We start from the raw sequence: 20310 nt of genomic DNA, 5'->3' as shown, positions 1-20310 counted from the left end.
GCGCGGGGCCGCTTTGCATAGAGCCATCGGCGAGCGGCGAACCGGCACCCGTGCCGGCAATACACCCGGTGAGCGTCAGCCGCGCCGGGCCGCCTCGATCGCGGCGACGTCGATCTTCCCCATCGTCATCATCGCCTCGAAGGCGCGCTTTGCCTCGCCGCCGCCGGCCGACAGCGCGTCGGTCAATACGCGCGGGGTGATTTGCCAGGAGATCCCCCACTTGTCCTTGCACCAGCCGCAGGCGCTCTCCTGGCCGCCATTGCCGACAATGGCGTTCCAGTAGCGGTCGGTCTCCTCCTGATCGTCGGTGGCGATCTGGAACGAGAAGGCTTCGTTGTGCTTGAAGGTCGGGCCTCCGTTGAGGCCGAGACAAGGAATGCCCGCGACCGTGAATTCGACCGTCAACACGTCGCCCTCCTTGCCGGACGGGAAGTCACTGGGTGCACGTTGCACGGCCCCCACGCTGCTGTCGGGAAAGACCTCCGCGTAGAAGCGAGCGGCAGCCTCGGCGTCCTTGTCGTACCAGAGGCAAATCGTGTTCTTCTCCATTGCCAGTTCCTTTCGCTTTGAAAGCGTTCGACGCGTTCCCCCTGCGAAATAAATAGGCAACCGTTTTTCTCCACCCCGGAATGTTCGTCCGCTGGAGCGCGGGTTCGTAATTCCTTCGAGCCTCACCAGTTGCCGGGATCGGCCGTGTGATCGACAGCGGCGAACTCATCGGCCCTTGCCCGGTCGAGCGTCAGATCCCTTGCATTCCTCGCCTCGTCCGTGACTGAATATTGCAGAGGTGCCGGCCCCCTGGCCAGTTCCTGATACATGAGCAAGGCGGCCTCCTCGGCGGTGTCGGCCTCGAACTCCTTCATGACGACGACTGTGAACTTGTGCATAGGCTTGACCTCGTCCGTGCCAAATTCCAATGCCCCGCGCTCGGGATGTCCGATGATGCACGCCCCTGGTCACGGCAGCAAGTTATATGAATACATCGCACCTGCCTTCGGGCACGATGTCGCCCCCCAAAAAGGCGCTCTGCACCGTGGTACGGGGCGTCGCCTGCTGGGCCTTCGGGTAGCCGTTGACGATCGCCACGAGCTGCGGAACGCTCGAATCCCAAAGACTTCAAATTTGGCCTGGAAAGTCCTCAATCCGCTCCGGAGTGCGCGGACACGCGCACGCCCAGCAGCTTTCGCAGACACAGGGCATCTTCATTCTTCCACTCTCTATCGCCGGGCCGGGGGTGGCCCGACGGAATTGCGCACTACAAGGTCTGGCCTCAGCAGGATTTCAGTTTCGGAGGCAGCTCGGTCCGAGAGCATGTCGAGCAACAATACCATCGCCTGTTTTCCGATCGCGGTGCGTGGTTGGCGGATTGTGGTCAGCGACGGCGTCATGAAACTTGCTTGTGGGACGTCGTCGAAGCCGGTGACCGAAAAGTGGTCCGGAATATCGTAGCCGCGAGCCTTGAGGCCGATCGAAACGCCGAGCGCCGTCTGGTCGTTGACGCACATGAAGGCCGTCGGCAGGTCATCGCGCATGAAGAACTGTTCCAGCGCCAATCTACCGCTTTCGACTGTGCCATCGCCGTCCAGGACCAGTTGGCGGTTCAGCGGGATGCCGGCCGCGGCAAGCCCGGCCTCGTATCCCGACCGGCGCCGGCGATAGGCAAGACGCGTGTTGGAATCGCCGATGAACGCGATGCGGCGATGGCCTTCGGAAATGAGCAAATCAACGGCCTTTCGTGCCCCTTCGACGTCATCAACTCCGACATAGGGGATGCCTCCGTTGAAGACGGGTTCGAAAACGCCGACGCTCGGCGGTAGACTATCGGTCGCGGCCTGATGGCCGAAGGGAAGGATGCCGGTAAACAGGATCAGACCTGCGGCTTGGTAGGAATTGAAGAACTTCAGATACTCCAATCCACGCTGCGCATCGTTTTGAGTATGGCCGATCAGCACGCCGTAGCCGTGCGCGCGAGCTTCGTTTTCGAGGCCAACCAGAATGCTGGAGAAATTCGGGTCGCCGATATCGGGTGCGACCACAAGGATCATGTTTGATCGCCCCAGCCTCAGGCTGCGCGCCATGGCGTTGGTCGTGTAGCCGGTAATCGCGATCGCCTGATTGACCTTGAGCCGCGTTGATTTGGCAACCTTTTCCGGCATGTGAATGGCCCTTGAAACCGTCGCGATCGACACTTCGGCGATCCGTGCGACGTCTTCAATGGTTGCGGGCGGGGAATTGGACACTCGATTGGGCCTCGGACTTTGTTGCGAGACACTACACAGACTTGCCCGAGGGTCAAACGCACAGGGCAAGAAAATTGTCGATCATGCTCGATGTAAACCTTTACATCGGTCAGTGTAAAGGTTTACATCTGCGCAACGGGCGGTGGAGGCCGCAGGGAGGGGAATATGACCACGGAGGTTGACGGCGGTGCTCCCGTCGTGCTGTCCGCGCGCCGCATCAGCAAGTCGTTCAGCGGCGTGCAGGTGCTGTTCAGCGTCGATTTTGAGCTGCGCCAGGGCGAGATCCATGCGCTCATGGGGGAGAATGGCGCCGGCAAGTCCACGCTCGTCAAGATTCTCTCCGGCTTCGAACAGCCGACTTCGGGCGAGATCCTGCTGGACGGCAGGTCGGTGAAGCTTCCTCCCAATGGCGCTGCCGAAGCGCTCGGCATCGTTATCATCCACCAGGAGTTTAATCTCGCCGAACACCTAACCGTCACCGAGAGCCTGTTTCTCGGCCGCGAGGTAACGCGTTTCGGTGTGCTCGACCGCAGGTTCATGCGCGCGGAGACGCGCCGTGTGCTCGAACTCCTCGGCTCGCAGGTCGACGAGAACGCGATGATCGGCTCCCTTTCTATTGCAGAAAAGCAAATGGTCGAGATCGCCAAGGCCATCAGCCGCGACGCCCGTGTCGTCTTCATGGACGAGCCGACCGCAGTGCTGTCGCGTGAGGAGACGAACTTCCTGTTCCGGCTGGTGCGCAAACTGCGCGACAAGGGAACGAGTTTCGTCTTCGTATCGCACAAGCTCGATGAAGTCATGGAACTCACCGACCGCGTGACGGTGTTGCGCGACGGCCAGTGGATCAAGACGGCGCCGACCTCCATTCTCGATGGCGAGGCGATTGCGCAACTGATGGTTGGCCGAGAACTGTCGAGCCTCTATCCGGCCAAGACCGAACCCGACGTCGACGAGGAGGTCGTGCTTCGGGTCGATTCGATATCAACAGGCTATGTCCGAGATGCCAGCTTTGAGGTCCGTCGCGGCGAGATTCTCGGCTTTTCCGGGCTGATCGGCTCTGGTCGCACCGAATTGATGGAGGCGGTCGTCGGGCTTCGCTCGCGCGCTGCGGGCGAGGTCCTGGTTCGTGGCCAGCCAGTGCCGTCGGGCGACGTGCATGCGGCCAACAAGGCCGGGCTAGCCTATATGACCAAGGATCGGAAGGCCAAGGGTCTGTTGCTCAACGCCGGCATGATGGCGAACCTGACGCTGCAGTCGCTCGGCCGCCATGCTCGCCTGGGTTATCTCGACCCGGGAAGCGAGCAGGCGGCTCTCGTCAAGGCGCGCCGCCGCTTCGATATCCGTGTCAGGGATGACAGCGTCGTCGTCGGTCGCATGTCCGGCGGCAACCAGCAAAAATTGCTGCTCGCCAAGGTCATGGAGACCGACCCGGGCATCATCATCATCGACGAGCCGACTCGCGGCATCGATGTCGGCACCAAGCAGCAGATCTATCACTTCATCTCGGCGCTGGCCCGGGACGGTCGCTCGATCATCGTCGTCTCGTCCGAGATGCCCGAGATCATCGGCCTCTGCAGTCGCGTGGCGGTCATGCGCGAGGGCCATATCGCCGGCATTCTCGAGGGAGACGAGATCTCTGAGCAGGAGATCATGCGCTATGCGGCCGGCCTGAAGAAGAAGACGGCGGCTTGAGTCGCGTGGGTTGCGCCGGCGCCGACAACAAAGAGATTCCCGACAGGTGGGATGGAGGTTCGATTGGATATGAGCGTGAACCAGGAACGCAGCCAGGAGGCGATCCGCCGACGCAGCTGGCGTGACATAGATCTGAGAGCCGTGGCGCCATTCGTTGCCCTGGCCTTGCTGCTGCTGGTGGGCGCGCTGGTCAATCCCAACTTCATCAGCATCAACAACCTCGCCAATGTCGCCACCCGAAGCGCCTTCATCGCCATCATCGCAGTCGGCGCGACCTTCGTGATTTCGTCGGGGGATCTGGACCTCTCCGTCGGGGCCATGGTCGCCTTCATCGCCAGCCTGATGATCCTGTTCATGAATTCCGGTGTCGTCGCCGACCCCGTGCTCATGTTGCTGGCAGCGATCCTGTTCACCATAGCTGCCGGCGCGCTCTGCGGTCTCACCAACGGGCTGATTACCACGGTGGGCAAGATCGAGCCCTTCATCGCCACGCTCGGCACCATGGGTATCTATCGCGGATTGACGACCTGGCTTTCGCAGGGCGGAGCGATCACCCTCAAGGAGCCGCAACTCCAGGAGATGTACCGTCCCGCCTATTTCGGCACGATCCTCGGCGTGCCGGTTCCGATCGTCGTGATCCTCGCCGTGACCGCAGTTGCCGCCTTCATCCTCTATCGCACCCGTTACGGGCGGCACGTCGTTGCCGTCGGCTCCAATCGCGATGTCGCGCGATATTCCGGCATCTCCGTCAACCGCGTCCGCACCGTCGCTTTCGTAATCCAGGGCCTATGCGTGGCCGCAGCCGTGCTGCTTTATGTGCCGCGCCTTGGCTCGACCTCGGCGACGACGGGCATTCTCTGGGAGCTGCAGGCGATCACCGCCGTCGTCGTCGGCGGCACGGCGCTCAAGGGCGGCGCGGGCCGCGTGTGGGGCACCATCTGCGGAGCGTTCATCCTCGAACTGGTCGGCAACATCATGCTGCTGTCCAACTTCATCAGCGAATACCTGATCGGTGCCATTCAGGGTGCGATCATCATTATTGCGATGCTCGTACAGCGCTCGCTGGTGCGCAAACCGTGAGACGGCCGGGTCCACAGGTCTCCCGGCCTGCAATAGACTGACCTGTTTTTGGGAGGAAGTTAATGCGCAAGAAGCTATTCGGCCTTACCCTCGCAGCCATGACAGCGCTGGCTGGCGTGACGCACGCTCAGGAGGAAAAGAAAGTGACGGTGGGCGTGTCTATCCCGGCGGCCGACCATGGCTGGACGGCCGGCGTGGTCTTCCATGCCGAGCGCGTCGCCAAGCTCCTGATGGAGCACAATCCGGGCCTGAACGTGATCGTCAAGACATCGCCCGATCCGGCAAGCCAGGCCAACGCCGTGCAGGATCTAGAGACACAGGGCATCGATGCGCTTGTTATCCTGCCCACCGATCCAGATCCGCTGGTCAACGCCATCAAGGAGGTGAAGGGCAAGGGTACTTTCGTCGCGCTTGTCGACCGCGCGCCAAGCGTCAACGACAATTCGGTGCGTGATCTCTATGTCGCGGGCAACAACCCCGCCCTCGGCCAGGTCGCCGGCGAATACATCAAGACAACGACGCCGGAGGCCGAAGTCGTCGTCATCCGCGGCCTTCCGATCCCGATCGACCAGCAGCGACAGGACGGTTTCGACAAGGGCATCGAAGGCTCAAACGTCAAGGTTCTCGACCGCCAGTACGGCAATTGGAACCGTGACGATGCCTTCAAGGTCATGCAGGACTACCTAACCAAATACCCGAAGATCGACGTCGTCTGGTGCCAGGACGACGACATGGCCGTCGGCGTACTGCAGGCCATCGAGCAGGCAAAGCGAACCGACATCCAGTACATCGTCGCCGGCGCCGGCTCAAAGGAAATGATCAAGAAGGTCATGGACGGCGACAAAATGGTCCCCGTCGACGTGCTCTATCCGCCGGCAATGATCGGCACCGCCCTCGAAATGACCGTCGCCAATTTCTACGGCCAGGTTCCGGTCCGCGGCGTCTACACGATTGACGCGACGCTGGTGACCAAGGACAACGCGAAGGACTTCTACTTCCCGGACTCGCCGTTCTGATCCGGAGCTGTGGCAAGGGCGGCCCGCGTTTGGCGCGGGCCACCGTCTTCTCGGGCTCATGGCCGATCCGAGCTTTGACCTGGCACGGGCCTCAGCGTGCGCGACGCGGAGGCGGCCGTCAGCTCTTCACCACGGCCGGCCATTCGCTCGTCGTGCCGGGCTGCACCGGCCGCTCCAGATAGGTCGACAACACGACATAGCTCCGCGTCGCCTTGACGCCGGGTGTGTCGTAAAGGCGCGCCAGCAGGCCTTCGAGCGCATGGGTGCTTTCGGTTCTCACCTTGAGCAGCATGCAGGTGTCGCCTGCGACCGAGTGGATCTCCTCCACCTCCGGATATTCCTCGATCGCCAGCAGCGCCTGAGTCTTGCCCCAGCCGGTCGTATCCACATGGACGAAGGCGAGCAGCGTCTTGCCGACGGCCTCGGGATCGATCAGCGCCGCCACGCGCCGGATCGCCCCGGAACGCCGAAGGCGCTTCACACGCTCATGCGCGGCCGGCGGCGAAAGCCCGACGCGGTCGCCGAGCTCGGCGTAGCTCGTCGTCGCGTCCTCGACCAGCACGCCTAATAGTTTTCGGTCCATTGCATCGAGGTCGCGCTCCGGCAGGCGCTTCCGCCGAACGTCGTCTGTATTTTGATCCATTCCGCTATTTCTCCTTGATGCCGAACTTCGTTCTGAGATTATGCGGGAATGACGAACATCGATCAATCCGCTTCCTCATCCGCCGACCGGGCTCGCATTCCGCCCTTTGCCCTGCTGCTGACCGCCTCGACCGGCGTCATCGGCTCCAATTCGCTGGCGCTCGGGCCGATCGCGCCGGAGGTGTCGCTAAGCCTCGGCACCGGCGTGCCAGCGGTGATGACGGCTTCCGCCGCTTTCGGACTCGGCACCGCGGCGAGCGCCGTCTTCCTCGGCCGCCTCATCGATCGGCACGGCCCGCGCCGCATGCTCGCGGCATCGCTGCTACTTTTGGCCGGCGGACTTGCCACAAGCGCCGCCGCGCCGGCGTTGCCGCTGTTGGTCGCAGCCCAGCTCGTCGTCGGGATTGCCGCGGGCATTGCGCTTCCCGCCATCTATACGCTGGCCTCGGTGATCGCCCCGGCCGGGCGCGAGAGCGAGACGATCGGCCTGGTGCTGACCGGCTGGACGCTGAGCATGGTGGCCGGGGTGCCGCTGTCGGCGGCGATCGCCGATTTCGCCGGCTGGCGGGCGGTCTATCTCGTCGTCGCCGGAGCAGCGCTGACGGCCTGCGCCGGCGTCCGGCGCGCGGCGGTGCGGGAACGACCCGCCGGCAGGACGACCTCGCCGCTAGCGGCGCTCGGCGTGCCCGGCGCGGCCTCGCTTCTTGTCGCCTGCGCGGCCTTCATGGCGGCTTTCTATGGGGTCTATGCCTATATCGGCGACCATTTGCATGGCGCCCTCGGCCTGCCCGTCAGCTCCAACGGCCTCCTTGCGGCCTCCTACGGCTTAGGCTTCGGTGGCGCGGCCTTCCTCGACCGTCTGATCGATCGCTTCGGTGCGGCGAGGCTGCTGCCGCTAATTTTTCTCGCGGTCGCCGGCGTCTATGTCGCGATGTCGGCAGCAAGCGGCTCCTATCCGGCGCTGCTCGCCGTCGTCTTTCTCTGGGGGCTCGCCAACCATTTCGGGCTGAACGTCCTCATCGTGCGGCTGACGGCGCTCGATCCCGCCCGACGCGGTGCGATCTTGGGGCTGAACAGCGGCGTCACCTATCTCGCCCTCTTTGCCGGCACGCTCGGCTTCGGCGCCGCCTATGCCGGGACGGATTTTTACGTTCTGCCGCTGGCCGCGGCGGGGCTGATGCTGGCCGCCGCAGTCTCGGCAGCCCGCGCGCCGCGCCACTCCTCAACGCAGTAGGCTGTGCTTGGCGACCAGAGTGACCTCGCGCGTGAGCTCGGTCAGCCGGTCGGCGGCAAGGCGGTTGATCTGCCAGTACAAGGGAACGTCCAACGGCGTGCCGGGGATCAGCTCGACCAGTCGGCCGGACTCCAGATGGTCGCGCGCAAGCTGTATCGGATTCATCGCCCAGCCCATGCCCGCAAGACTCGCCTCGAGGAAGCCTTGCGTCGACGGCAGCCAGTGGGTCGGATAGGTCAGCTCTTCCCCGAGCGCCTGGCGGATCCACCGGCTTTGCAGCCTGTCCTTCTGATTGAACGTAAGGGCCGGCGCACTGGTTATCGCTTCCGGCGTGACGCCCTCAGTAAAGTGCCGGGCAACGAAGTCGGGGCTCGCCGTCGCATGATAGCGGAGCGTGCCGAGAGACACACGCCGGCACCCTTGGATCGGCTTTTCCAGACTGGTGACGGCGGCAATCACTCGCCCCTTTTGCAGCCATTCGGCGGTATGGTCCTCGTCGTCGAGGGCGATGTTCAGCAGGTAGGGCGAGCGCTTGGCGAAGTTCGAGACCGCCGCGACGAACCAGGTTCCGAGGCTGTCGGCGCTTGTCGCAATGTTCAGTGTCACCCTTTGCCGCCGTTCGCCCGGACCGACGAGGGCAGGCAGGTGCGCGAGCAACTCGCCTTCGAGCATGCCGACATTCTCCATATGACGGCAGAGCCATTCTCCCTTCTCCGTCGCGGTGCAGGGATTTCCCCTGGCGATCAGGACGACGCCGAGCCGTTCCTCGAGCTGCTTCACCCGCTGGGAGACGGCCGAGGGCGTCACGTTGAGGACGCCGGCGGCCTTTTCGAAGCTGCCCGTCTGGACGACGGCCGTGACGGCACGGAGAGCGGAATAATCGAGCATGGCTTAGTTTTACTTAATTGAAGTTAGCAACATTAACTAGCCTGAATTCTTCCGTCGCGATACCGGAAACGCTCATCTCGTTTCTGGAGCGCTTCGCAGGTATGAATTTTTCGGCTTATGTCACAGGCCTGATGATGGGGCTCAGCCTGATTGTGGCGATCGGCGCGCAGAATGCCTTTGTGCTGCGCCAGGGGCTGCGCAACGAGCACGTGTTCGCCGTCTGCCTTGCCTGCGCCCTGTCCGATACCTTGCTGATCGTCCTGGGGGTGACCAGCTTCCGGCAGATTGCCACGCTTCTGCCTTGGCTCGATCCGGCCATGCGCTATGGCGGGGCGGCGTTCCTGATCTGGTACGGCGCCAAGAACCTCTATTCCGCCCTGCGGTCGTCCGGAGCCTTGGCGGCCGGAGAGGAGAGAGCGTCGAGCTTTCGGCAGACCGTTCTGACATGCCTGGCGCTCACCTGGCTCAATCCGCATGTCTATCTCGACACCGTCGTGCTGCTCGGCACGATCTCGACCCGATTTCCGGGAGGCGAGCTTTCGTTCACGACAGGCGCGGTCACCGCCTCCTTCCTGTTCTTCTTTTCACTCGGCTATGCAGCCACATGGCTGCGACCGGTCTTCTCAAACCCGCTGTCCTGGCGCATCCTGGAAGCGCTCATCGCACTTACTATGTGGATGATCGCCTCTAAACTGTTGAGCGGGACGTGATCCCGGCTCGCCCGTCTCCTCGGCTTATAAGGTCCCAAAAGCTTGTCCACCTCCGTCCACCAGCTTCTGCTTGTCTACGCCGCCTATGTGATCGCCGCCGCCAGCCCCGGCCCCAGCAACTTGCAGATCATGGGCGCTGCTATGAATAACGGCCGGCGGGCAGCACTCCTCCTGGCAGCCGGCGTCGTCAGCGGGTCGATCTTCTGGGGCATGATGGCCGCCACCGGCATCTCGGCCCTGCTGACCCGCTACGCCGAAGCCCTGATCGTGCTTAAAATCTTCGGCGGTCTGTATCTCCTCTATCTCGCATTCAAGGCGGGAAGGGCGGCTCTCTCTTCCGGCGACAACGCGGTGCAGACGCCGGGTGACGACGCGCTCTCTGGATCGGCTCTCTATCGGCGTGGATTGCTGATGCACCTCACCAATCCGAAATCCGTGCTCGCATGGATCGCTCTAGTGACGCTCGGTCTCGGACCGGAGGCGTCGTGGCATAGGCTTGCGGCGATCCTCGGCGGCTGCGCGGTTCTGAGCGTCACCATCTTTTGCGGTTACCCCCTCGTTTTTTCGACCGCGCCGATGGTGCGCCTCTATCGCCGCGCGCGGCGCTGGATAGAAAGTCTGTTGGCCGTGTTTTTCGGCGTGGCCGGCCTGCGGCTCTTGCTGTCTCGCGCTTAAAGAGGAGGCGATCGTGACGCTCTTCACCGGTCTTTCCGCCTTTTCCATCACCCCGACCGATGCCGCCGGCCATGTCGACACAGGTGCACTTTCTCGTTTGCTCGAGCGTATTCATCTTGCCGGAGCCGACTCGATCGGGCTGCTTGGCAGCACGGGCGGCTATGCCTTTCTCTCACGCGGCGAGCGGCGACACGCCATCGAGGCGGCGATGGACTGCGTCGGCGGCAAGACGCCCGTCATCGTCGGCGTCGGGGCGCTTCGAACCGACGAGGCGCAGGCATTGGCGCGGGACGCCAGATCCGCCGGCGCTGACGGCCTGCTGCTGGTGCCCATGTCCTATACGCCGCTCTTTGAAGAAGAGGTCTATCGGCACTTCGCCGCGATCGCCGAGGCGGGGCAATTGCCGCTCTGCATTTACAACAACCCGGGCACCACGAAATTCACCTTCAGCGACGCTTTGATTGCGCGGCTCTCGAAGATCGCGAACATCGCGGCGGTGAAGATGCCATTGCCGCAGGACGGCGACTTCGAGGGCGAGACGGCGCGCCTTCGCGCCGAAACACCACCCGGTTTCTCGATCGGCTACAGTGGCGATTGGGGAGCGGCGGCGGCGCTGCTGGCGGGCTGCGACGCCTGGTACAGTGTGATCGCGGGCCTTTTGCCCGCCGAGGCCTTGGCGCTTACCCGGGCCGCGCAAGCCGGCGATGTTGCCGAGGTCGAGCGGCTCGACCAGGCATTTCAACCCTTGTGGAGCCTGTTCAAGGCGTTCGGCAGCTTCCGTGTCATGTACGCCATCGCGCAAGCGCTCGGCCTTTGCCGGGCCGACCCGCCGCGCCCGATCCTGCCATTGCCGCAATCCGAAAGGGCACGGGTCAAGAACGCCCTTGATCGCGTGCTTGGCTGAGCGGTCGGCTCCCGCCAGAGCCGCGATACCGCGGGTATCAGGTCGCCGATCGGGGTTCCGGCGGGCGAAGGCCCGTTCATAAGGCAGGTCGATGCTCGTTCCTGCGATCCTCCACGCGCATCTTTGTTCTATATTGTTCCAGTCGGTGTGCAATGCTCGTTCCCTGAGATTCGACGAGGTCGCAAATGGACGACAGGCGCGCATTGTTCCGGAAGCTGCACGAGGGTACCGAAGCCTTCATCATTCCCAATCCGTGGGATATCGGCACCGCCCGAATTCTGGCGGCCATGGGTTTCCCAGCTCTCGCCACGACCAGTGCCGGCATGGCGTTCTCGCTCGGTTTGCCAGAGGGTTCCGCCTCGCGTGAACAGACGCTTGCCCATTGCCGGGCGATCGTCGATGCGACACCACTGCCGGTTTCGGCCGATCTCGAAAAAGGCTTCGGAGACGATCCCAAGAGTGCTGGGGAGACCGTCGCGGCGGCGGCCGGCATCGGCTTGGCCGGCTGTTCCCTCGAAGACCACACGGGAGATCGGAGCCGGCCGATCTTCGACTTCGCTCTGGCGGTCGAGCGGATCGAGGCGGCCACCGAGGCCGCCCGGTCCCTTCCTCACGATTTCGTTCTGACGGCGCGGTGCGAGAATTTCCTCTGGGGGCGCGCCGACCTCGACGACACGATCCGGCGGCTGCAGGCCTTCGAGCGAGCCGGGGCGGATGTGCTTTACGCGCCCGGCCTGGCCGACCTAGATTCGATCCGCGCTGTGTGCGGGGCCGTCGCGAAGCCGGTCAACGTCGTGATGGGCATGCCGGGGGCGACGTTCAGCCTGGCGGATCTCGCCGAGGCCGGAGTGAAGCGCATCAGTGTCGGTTCCGCCCTGGCGCGTCTTGCTTACGGTGCAATGGTGGACGCTGCACGGGAGATGCGGTCGCAGGGGACCTTCCGGTTCTCGGAGAAAGCCATGGGCTTTGCGGAACTGGAGGGATTATTCCGCGCATCATCATAGACGAGATCAGCCTCTCGCGGATGGAAGCTCGCCCTGCGCGCCAGCTAGCAGCGCCACCGTCTGCTGGCGGATCGCCCCGCCGGCACCTGAACGGTGCTCGCGCGCGAAACATACAAGCGCACCGGATGTCATGCGGCACTGTGCCTCTCCTGCCGCAACGGTGCATCGCGCGGGCGCCGTCACGCCCCCCGGCGCAGTGCGGCAGGCAGGTCGGCCGTTGGCGTTCCGGCCGGACAGGCATTCTGACCATAAATATTCCCCGACTTTCGGTCCTGCTCAGCCACCCCGGGGGGTTCGTGCGGCAGCGCCGTCGCTGCACCAGGAATCGTGGCAACGCAACGTCGGTGTGATAAACTCGTTCCCCCCCGGAAGGAGTGCTCGAGGAGAGGCCATATGAACATTGCAGCTTGGCTCAAGAGCTTGGGCCTGGAGCAGTATGTTCCGGCTTTCGACGACAATGCGATTGATGCCGATATCCTACCCCGCCTCACGGCCGATGACTTGAAAGAAATCGGCGTAGGCGCGCTGGGCCACCGCAAGCGCATCCTCGAGGCGATAGCCGGGTTGCAAGGACAGCCCGAGACGGTGTCGGGGAAGCCAGATTCGGTCTCATTAATTCCAATGTCGCCGTCGGTTGAACAGCGCGGCGAACCTGGACGCCCGCGCGAGGCGGAACGGCGGCAACTGACGGTCATGTTTGTGGATCTCGTCGGTTCTACGGCGCTTGCGACGCGGCTTGACCCGGAGGACATGCGCGACCTCCTGAGGCAGTTCCAGAACACCACGGCTGGCGAAGTCCTTCGCTTCGCGGGATACGTCGCGAAACTCATGGGCGACGGCGTGTTGGCCTATTTCGGTTGGCCGCAGGCACACGAAGACGAAGCGGAACGCGCCGTTCGCGCGGCGCTTGCGGTCGTCAGTGCCGTGAATGGTCTGCCCGTCAAGGACGGTCAGCAACTCTCGGTCCGGATCGGAATCGCCACCGGGGTGGTGGTGGTTGGTGACCTCATCGGCATCGGGTCAGCACAGGAGAACGCGGTCGTCGGAGAGACTCCCAATCTTGCCGCGCGCCTGCAGGCAATAGCCGAGCCGGGAACGGTGGTCATTTCCGAGCTTACCTATCGCCTTATCGGAAATATGTTCGAGATAACCAGCATTCGACCACAGAATCTAGCAGGGTTCGACACCCCCGTCAGCGCATTCAAAGTGATTGGAGAGGGTGGCGCAGAGAGTCGGTTCGACGCGCTTCATGCAAACGAATCTGCACCGCTTGCCGGACGCGAACACGATATTGCCTTGTTGCTCGATCGGTGGCGGCTGGCCGCATCCGGTGAGGGACAAGTGGTCGAGCTGTTCGGCGAGGCCGGCATTGGCAAGTCCCGTATTCTGCAGGAACTGCGGGAGCACATGAAAGACGAGGCACATACGCGACTGCGATACTACTGCTCGCCCTATCACGTGGAAAGCGCCCTCTATCCTGTCGCGGATCAGTTGCTCCGAGCTGGAGGCATAAGGCGGACCGACCCCCCCGAGCGTCAGCTTGACTTGCTTGAGCAACTCCTCGCCGGTTCAACCAAGCACGCAAACGACGCGATACCGCTGATCGCGGCATTGCTGTCCATCCCCACCGAGGGGCGCTACCCTAAGGTCGACCTTATGGCGCAGAAGCAGAAGACGCGCACGTTCGAGGTGCTGATCGAGCAACTAGAGGCCCTTGCACGCAGCCAACCAGTGCTGATGCTGCTTGAAGACGCGCATTTCCTGGATCCGACATCGGCAGAGCTATTTGACCAGATCGCAGGTCGGATTCAGCGACTACCTGTAATGCTGATTGCAACATCGCGACCGGAAGGCGCGGCCCGCTGGAGCGGTCTTCCGCACGCGACGTTCTTGACGCTGAACCGGCTCAGCCGTGCCCAAGCGGCCTCTATCATTGCAGCGATGACCGGCGGTAAACAGCTACCGGCCGAAGTGCTGGACCAGATACTCTCGAAGACCGAAGGCGTTCCGTTGTTCGTGGAAGAATTGACCAAGGTCGTCCTGGAATCGGGCCTGCTTCAAGCACGAGATGGCGAGCTGGTTCTGGCTGGGCCGTTGCCGCCGCTCGCGGTTCCCGCGACGCTGCATGACTCGCTGATGGCTCGCCTCGATCGCTTGGACTCCATAAGGGACGTGGCGCAGGTCGGGGCGGTGATCGGACGCGAGTTCACGCACGAGCTGCTGGCGGCAGCAACGGGCCTGCCCGAATTGGAGCTTGAGCGCGCAACGAGCCAGCTGGTGGCGGCCGGCCTTGTTTTCCGCCGCGGCAGTGACGGTCAAGCAAGCTATGCCTTCAAGCATGCGCTGGTACAGGATGCCGCGTACAGCAGTTTGCTGCACAGCCGTCGTCAACAGCTGCACGCCCGGATCGCTTTGATACTCGAGGAACGCTTCCCCGAAATCGTGACGACAGAGCCCGAACTGCTTGCGCACCACTTTGGTCAAGCGGGCCTTTTGGACAGGGCTGTCGAGTACAATGAACTCGCTGGTCGCCGGGCGCTTTCACGCTCCGCTTTGACGGAAGCGCGTACGCGTTTCGACAACGCCCTTAGCGGGCTTTCGGCGATACCTCCGTCCGAAGAGCGTTCGCGCCGAGAACTTTCAATCCAACTGGCGCTCGGCAGCACGCATGTTGCTGCGCACGGCTTCGCCGCGCCTCCCACAGCAGATGCCTATGGTCGAGCGCGCCAGCTTTGTGAAGAGCTGGGCGAGACGCGTCTGCTCTTCCCGGTGCTTTACGGACTATGCCTCTACCACCTCTATGCTGCCGAACTGGCGGAAGCACGCAGTGCGGCCAACCGGCTGCTTGAATTGGCGGAACCGAGCAATGATCGCGGACTTTCCTTCTTTGCTCACCGGGCCGCCGGCGTCAGCTCATTGCCTGCCGGTGAGTTCGTCAGCGCCCGGGCACATCTGGAGGAGGCTCTTGCACTTTACAATCCTCGAGAGCACCGATCGCCGGCATTTGTCTACGCCTTTGATCCGCGCGTGGTGTGCCTGGATTATCTCGCCCGCACATTGCTGCCACTCGGCTTTCCCGATCAGGCATTGGCAGCAAACGACGAAGCGCTTGCTGAGGCGCATCGTGTGGGTCATCGCAACAGCCTCGCCCTGCCACTGTTCTTTGGCGGAGTCATCCGCCAGATTCTCGGCGACCACCAAGGCGTCCAGGAGCGGTGCTCGGAACTGACCCGCATTGCCAGCGAAGCCGGATTCCGCTTCTGGCTTGCCGGCGCCACGATGCTGAACGCTTGGAGCATCGCCGACACGGGCGATTTCGATGGTGGACGCCGCGAACTCCAACGAGGTCTTGCTGAATGGCGCGATACCGGCGCAGAGTACATGGTTCCCTATTTCATTGCTCTTCAGGCGCAGCTCGAACTGAGAGCGGGCGACCCGGGTGCTGCACTCGTTCTGCTCGAAACAGCCGAGGCAAGGATGGAACGTACCAAAGAGCGTTGGTTTGCGGCCGAGATACTTCGCCTCCACGGGGAGGTGCTGCTGCAACTTGGAGAGGACAAAGCCAGAAATTCCGAGGATCTCCTTGTGGAGGCAATGGCGACGGCACGGGCACAGCGCGCGCGCTTCTGGGAACTGCGTGCGGCGCTCAGTCTCGTGCGGGCCGGCCTTCCCGCGCCAGGCGCTTGCGAGCGGCTCGCACTGATTTATTCCGGATTTACCGAGGGCCTGACGTTGCCTGACCTGCAAGCCGCACATGCGCTCACGGCAACAGCTGAAGGGCTTCGGGCGGCCAACTGATTGATCCGGCCAGGGAGGACGCGATGACACAATCATCTGAAAATATCCGCGGCGAAATTCAGCGGGCAAACGATGAATGGAATGCAGCCTTCAACAGCGGCAAAGCTGACGCGGTAGCCGCACTCTATGCGCCGGATGCGGTCGTTTTGCCGTCTACACACGCAGTTGTCAGGGGAACAAGCGCAATCGAAGACTTCTGGAATGGCTTGATCTCGGCTGGAGTGAAGGATCATCGAATCGAGATGATCGATGCCCAGTCAGGTGCCGACATCGCCTATGCAATAGGGAAGTGGTCGGCCAATGCTCCCGGCGAAGACGGTGAAACGCAGCGCTACGAAGGGACTGTCGTTACGGTCTTCCGACGCCAAGGCGACGGATCCTGGAAAGCTTGTCTCCACACTTGGAATTGAGCCTGCGCCGCGGCTGAGCATGAGGCCGGACCTGATTTAGGGTGGAAATCGCTGCCGGCCGGCAGCCGCGTCCAGTCAGGGAGAGGCCGCCCCACCCCCCTCCCCGCCCTTCAGATAGCTCACCACCGCATCGGCGATCATCGTGCGGTGGCGGCCGATCGTCTCCGGTTCGGAGAGGTCGCGGCGGAAGATCGTGCCGAAGGTGTAGCGGTTCGAGACGCGGAAAAAGCAGAAGGCGCTGATCAGCATGTGGATGTCGATCGGATCGGCCTTGCGGCGGAAGGTACCGTCGGCAAGGCCGCGCTCGACGATCGCGTCGATCGTCTGGATCACCGAGACGTTCAGCTCGCGGATCGCCTCCGAGCGCAGCATGTGGACGGCGTGGTGGATGTTCTCGATGCTGACCAGGCGGACGAAGTCGGGATTGGCCTCGTCGTGGTCAAAGGTGGTGGCGATCAGGGTGCGCAGCGCCTGTTCGGGCGGCAGGTTGGCGAGTTCCAGATCGGCCTCGAGCGTGCGGATCTTTCGGTAGGAGCGCTCCAGCACGGCGTGATAGAGCGCTTCCTTGCTGCCGAAATAATAATAAATCATCCGCTTCGAGGTGCGGGTCCGCTCGGCGATCTGATCCACCCGGGCGCCTGCCAGGCCGTGAGTGGAAAACTCCTCGGTCGCTACCTCGAGAATGTTTTCCTGGGTTCTCGCCGGATCGTTCTTCCTGCCGTTCATCTGCCGTTCGGCCATTGTCGCGCGTCGCCCCCATCTTCCACGAGCCCTTGTTCCGTTGACCTTATTGCCCGCTTCTCCAGATCGAGCCGGAGGCCCCTCTCCCAAGCGATGCATCAAGACATATTCTACCTTGCCGCTTCGTTTCAATAGCAAGCCACTTGACATCCGAACTAGTTAGTACATTTTAACGGAAGAGGGCCGAACCCGCGGAGGAGCGCGGGGTTCTGGCGGCCGGAACCTTCCGGCATTGGGAGACAAGCTCGCGCAAGCGCGTCCGCCAGGGCTCGCCTGTCGCCTGGGAGGAGCGCATGACCCGCATCATCGATTTCTATTTCTTCGCGCTGAAGGTGACGATCGCCCTGCTGCTCGCCGGCATGGTCGTGCTAGTCTTCGGCAATGTCGTTCTGCGCTATGCCTTGAACCAGGGAATCACGGTTTCAGAGGAGCTGTCGCGCATCTTCTTCGTCTGGCTGACCTTCCTTGGCGCCGTCGTCGCCATGCGCGAGCATGGCCATCTCGGCGTCGATACACTCATCAAGCGGCTGCCGCCGCTCGGCGCGAAGATCGCCGTGCTCATCGGCCATGCGCTGATGCTCTATGCCACCTGGCTGATGATCAGCGGCAGCTGGGCGCAGACGCTGATCAATCTTCATGTCGGCGCGCCGGCCACCGGCCTTTCCATGGGCTTCTTCTATGGCGCCGGTCTTGCCTTCGGCATTCCCGCCTTCCTGATCCTCCTTTCCGACGCCTTCGCCATCGCCACCGGCCGTATCGACATAGCGACCGTCGAACTCGTGCGCGACAGCGAGGACGAGGTGATCCTCGACGATCTGCCAGAGCCCGCGCTCGGGCCGGTCTCCGTGAAGCACTGAGGAGGCGAGCATGACCGTATCCATCTTTATCGGCGCCCTGCTCGGTCCGATGGCGCTCGGCGTGCCCATCGCCTTCGCCCTGGTCCTCAGCGGCGTAGCGCTGATGCTCTATCTCGGCCTCTTCGACGCGCAGATCGTCGCGCAGAACGTTCTGAACGGCGCCGACAGCTTTCCGCTGATGGCGGTGCCTTTCTTCCTGCTTGCCGGCGAGGTGATGAACACCGGCGGCCTTTCGCGCCGCATCATCGCGCTGGCGATGGCGATGGTCGGCCATATCCGCGGCGGTCTCGGCTTCGTGGCGATCTTCGCCGCCTGCATCCTTTCGAGCCTCTCGGGCTCGGCGGTTGCCGATGCGGCCGCACTCGGCGCGCTGCTGCTGCCGATGATGCTGAAGAGCGGCCATGACGCGGCGCGCGCCGGCGGCCTGCTTGCGTCGGCCTCGATCATCGGCCCGATCATTCCGCCGTCGATCGGCTTTATCCTCTACGGCGTCGTCGGCGGCGTCTCGATCACCAAGCTGTTCCTCGCCGGCATCTTTCCCGGCCTGATGATCGCCGCCGCACTCTGCATCACCTGGTTTCTCGTCGCCCGCAAGGAACAGTTCGAGCTGCCGCCGCGGGAGACGGGCGCGGTACGTCTCAAGGCGCTGGCCGACAGCATCTGGGCGCTCATGCTGCCGGTGATCATCATCGTCGGGCTGAAATTCGGCGTCTTCACGCCGACGGAAGCGGGCGTCGTCGCCGCGGTCTACTCGCTCTTCGTCGCCATGGTCGTCTATCGCGAGCTGCCGCCGGCGCAGCTCTTCCACGTCTTCGTCTCGGCCGCCAAGATCACCGCCGTCGTCATGTTCCTGGTCGCCTGCGCCGCGGTCTCCGCCTGGCTGATCACCGTCGCCGACGTGCCCGGCGCGCTTGCGGCCCTCGTCGAGCCGCTGATGGACAACCAGACGGCACTCCTCATCGCCATCATGGCGCTGATCGTCGTCGTCGGCACCGCCATGGACATGACGCCGACCATCCTGGTGATGACGCCGGTGCTGATGCCGATCATCAAGCAGGCGGGCATCGACCCGGTCTATTTCGGGGTGCTGTTCATCATCAACAACTCGATCGGCCTGATCACGCCGCCGGTCGGCACCGTGCTCAACGTCATCTGCGGCGTCTCGAAGCTGTCGATGGAAGAGTTGATGAAGGGCGTGATGCCCTTCCTGATCGCCGAGCTGATCGTCCTGTTCCTGCTCGTTCTGTTCCCCGAACTGGTAACCGTGCCGGTCTCCTGGTTCGGGCACTGACACAGATTTTTACGCATTCAACACGGCCGGTGGGAGTACCGGTCCAACCCTGGGAGGAAAACATGTTAAAGAGACTGACCAAACTGGCGCTGGGCCTCACCCTGCCGCTCGCCTTGATGGCTGCCGGGCCGACCAACGCGGAGATCGGCGAACACACGCTGAAATTCGCCTCGGCCAACAACAAGGGTCACCCGCAGGTGACCGGCATGGAGAAATTCGCCGAGCTGGTGAAGGAAAAGAGCGGCGGCAAGATCGAGGTCAAGCTCTTCCCGGGCGGCACGCTCGGCGGCGATGTGCAGACGATCTCGGCGCTGCAAGGCGGCGTGATCGAGATGACGGTGCTGAACGCCGGCATCCTCGCCAACAACGTCAAGCAGTTCGGCGCCGTCGACCTGCCCTTCCTCTTCAACAGCGGCGAGGAAGCCGACAAGGTGATGGACGGCCCGTTCGGCGAGAGCCTCACGAAGCTGCTGCCCCATACCGGCCTCGTCGGGCTCGGCTATTGGGAGCTCGGCTTCCGCAACCTCACCAACAACCGCCATCCGGTGACCAAGCTCGAGGACATCAAGGGGCTGAAGATCCGCACCATCCAGTCGCCGATCCCGCTCGAACTCTTCAACACGCTCGGCGCCAATGCCGTGCCGCTCCCCTACACCGAACTCTATACCGCGCTCGAGACCGGAACGGTCGACGGCCAGGAGAATCCGGCGGCAAACATCCTCAACGCCAAGTTCTACGAAGTGCAGAAGTACATGACGCTCACCCGTCACCAGTACAACCCGCAGATCGTGCTCGTCAGCAAGAAGTTCTGGGACGGGCTGAATGACGAGGAAAAGGCCGTGCTGCAGGCGGCCGCGACCGAGGCGCGCGACTTCCAGCGCAAGGTTTCGCGCGAGAAGGATGCCGAGGCGCTCGAGGAGATCAAAAAGACCGGCATGGAGGTGAGCGAACTCAGCCCCGAGGAAACGCAGAAGCTGCGCGATGCCGTTAAGCCGGTGATCGAGAAGTTCAAGGCCGAGATCGGCAGTGAGACGGTCGAGGCGCTGTTCAAGGAGATCGGCGCCGCACGCGGCCAGTAGCGGCCGGCCAATCGTCCGGTCCGCCCGATCCCAAGCGGCGGACCGGAAG

19 protein-coding genes are annotated in these 20310 nt (G+C 63.1%); 13 read left to right on the top strand and 6 right to left on the bottom strand.

Annotated elements, in window-relative coordinates:
* Positions 1–75 precede the first annotated feature (75 nt).
* The 3 genes from SS05631_RS19635 to SS05631_RS19625 form a co-directional block, all read right to left on the bottom strand.
* On the bottom strand, positions 76–549 hold the full coding sequence (locus SS05631_RS19635; protein WP_037421463.1) for a VOC family protein: 474 nt from the start codon (positions 547–549) through the stop codon (positions 76–78).
* Between the two features lie 122 nt (positions 550–671).
* The gene (locus tag SS05631_RS19630) at positions 672–887 is read right to left on the bottom strand and encodes a hypothetical protein (protein ID WP_037421478.1); all 216 of its coding nucleotides are present in this window, start codon (positions 885–887) and stop codon (positions 672–674) included.
* Between the two features lie 330 nt (positions 888–1217).
* A complete protein-coding gene (locus tag SS05631_RS19625) occupies positions 1218–2240 on the bottom strand; it encodes a LacI family DNA-binding transcriptional regulator (RefSeq protein WP_037421461.1) in 1023 nt (340 codons plus the stop codon).
* A 165-nt stretch (positions 2241–2405) separates the two neighbouring features.
* Between SS05631_RS19625 and SS05631_RS19620 the strand changes: the two genes are divergently transcribed.
* From SS05631_RS19620 to SS05631_RS19610, 3 genes are all read left to right on the top strand, one after another.
* Positions 2406–3932 carry a sugar ABC transporter ATP-binding protein gene (locus SS05631_RS19620; RefSeq protein ID WP_037421458.1) on the top strand — a complete coding sequence of 509 codons (1527 nt, stop codon included), beginning with the start codon at positions 2406–2408 and terminating at the stop codon, positions 3930–3932.
* Between the two features lie 69 nt (positions 3933–4001).
* A complete protein-coding gene (locus SS05631_RS19615) occupies positions 4002–5012 on the top strand; it encodes an ABC transporter permease (RefSeq protein ID WP_037421456.1) in 1011 nt (336 codons plus the stop codon).
* Positions 5013–5074: 62 nt separating this feature from the next.
* On the top strand, positions 5075–6028 hold the full coding sequence (locus SS05631_RS19610; protein ID WP_037421453.1) for a substrate-binding domain-containing protein: 954 nt from the start codon (positions 5075–5077) through the stop codon (positions 6026–6028).
* Positions 6029–6146: 118 nt separating this feature from the next.
* Here SS05631_RS19610 and SS05631_RS19605 read toward each other — a convergent pair whose 3' ends face one another.
* The gene (locus SS05631_RS19605; protein ID WP_037421450.1) at positions 6147–6671 is read right to left on the bottom strand and encodes an Lrp/AsnC family transcriptional regulator; all 525 of its coding nucleotides are present in this window, start codon (positions 6669–6671) and stop codon (positions 6147–6149) included.
* Between the two features lie 48 nt (positions 6672–6719).
* Between SS05631_RS19605 and SS05631_RS19600 the strand changes: the two genes are divergently transcribed.
* Positions 6720–7904, top strand: a complete 1185-nt coding sequence (locus SS05631_RS19600; protein WP_095678051.1) for an MFS transporter — start codon at positions 6720–6722, stop codon at positions 7902–7904.
* Here the strand turns inward: SS05631_RS19600 and SS05631_RS19595 are convergent.
* Positions 7893–8792 (bottom strand): LysR family transcriptional regulator ArgP, encoded by a 900-nt coding sequence (locus SS05631_RS19595; RefSeq protein WP_037421419.1) that lies wholly within the window; start codon positions 8790–8792, stop codon positions 7893–7895. The two genes, SS05631_RS19600 and SS05631_RS19595, sit on opposite strands and share 12 nt — an antisense overlap.
* A gap of 101 nt (positions 8793–8893) precedes the next feature.
* On the opposite strand from SS05631_RS19595, the gene SS05631_RS19590 reads away from it, so the two are divergent.
* The 6 genes from SS05631_RS19590 (at position 8894) to SS05631_RS19565 (ending at position 16293) form a co-directional block, all read left to right on the top strand.
* Positions 8894–9502 (top strand): LysE/ArgO family amino acid transporter, encoded by a 609-nt coding sequence (locus SS05631_RS19590; RefSeq protein WP_037421416.1) that lies wholly within the window; start codon positions 8894–8896, stop codon positions 9500–9502.
* A 42-nt stretch (positions 9503–9544) separates the two neighbouring features.
* Positions 9545–10177 (top strand): LysE family translocator, encoded by a 633-nt coding sequence (locus SS05631_RS19585; RefSeq protein WP_037421413.1) that lies wholly within the window; start codon positions 9545–9547, stop codon positions 10175–10177.
* 13 nt (positions 10178–10190) lie between these two features.
* Complete coding sequence (locus tag SS05631_RS19580) at positions 10191–11081, top strand: dihydrodipicolinate synthase family protein (protein ID WP_037421410.1); 891 nt, start codon at positions 10191–10193, stop codon at positions 11079–11081.
* Positions 11082–11266: 185 nt separating this feature from the next.
* Positions 11267–12085: an isocitrate lyase/phosphoenolpyruvate mutase family protein gene (locus SS05631_RS19575; RefSeq protein WP_037421407.1), complete on the top strand. Its 819-nt coding sequence runs from the start codon at positions 11267–11269 to the stop codon at positions 12083–12085.
* Positions 12086–12478: 393 nt separating this feature from the next.
* Entirely contained in the window at positions 12479–15883 is a 3405-nt protein-coding gene (locus tag SS05631_RS19570) for an adenylate/guanylate cyclase domain-containing protein (protein WP_037421404.1), read from the top strand.
* Between the two features lie 23 nt (positions 15884–15906).
* A complete protein-coding gene (locus SS05631_RS19565) occupies positions 15907–16293 on the top strand; it encodes an SgcJ/EcaC family oxidoreductase (RefSeq protein ID WP_050988284.1) in 387 nt (128 codons plus the stop codon).
* Positions 16294–16368: 75 nt separating this feature from the next.
* On the opposite strand, the gene SS05631_RS19560 is transcribed toward SS05631_RS19565, so the two are convergent.
* The gene (locus SS05631_RS19560) at positions 16369–17034 is read right to left on the bottom strand and encodes a TetR family transcriptional regulator (protein WP_037421401.1); all 666 of its coding nucleotides are present in this window, start codon (positions 17032–17034) and stop codon (positions 16369–16371) included.
* A 293-nt stretch (positions 17035–17327) separates the two neighbouring features.
* Between SS05631_RS19560 and SS05631_RS19555 the strand changes: the two genes are divergently transcribed.
* From SS05631_RS19555 to SS05631_RS19545, 3 genes are all read left to right on the top strand, one after another.
* Positions 17328–17891 carry a TRAP transporter small permease gene (locus SS05631_RS19555; protein ID WP_037421398.1) on the top strand — a complete coding sequence of 188 codons (564 nt, stop codon included), beginning with the start codon at positions 17328–17330 and terminating at the stop codon, positions 17889–17891.
* Between the two features lie 10 nt (positions 17892–17901).
* Positions 17902–19182, top strand: coding sequence for a TRAP transporter large permease subunit (locus SS05631_RS19550; RefSeq protein WP_037421395.1), 1281 nt, complete (start codon positions 17902–17904; stop codon positions 19180–19182).
* Between the two features lie 62 nt (positions 19183–19244).
* On the top strand, positions 19245–20261 hold the full coding sequence (locus SS05631_RS19545; RefSeq protein ID WP_095678050.1) for a TRAP transporter substrate-binding protein: 1017 nt from the start codon (positions 19245–19247) through the stop codon (positions 20259–20261).
* The last annotated feature ends 49 nt before the right edge of the window (positions 20262–20310 follow it).

Source organism: Sinorhizobium sp. CCBAU 05631 (genome assembly GCF_002288505.1).
Classification (GTDB): domain Bacteria; phylum Pseudomonadota; class Alphaproteobacteria; order Rhizobiales; family Rhizobiaceae; genus Sinorhizobium; species Sinorhizobium fredii_C.
This window is presented reverse-complemented; position numbering and strand designations above follow the sequence as displayed.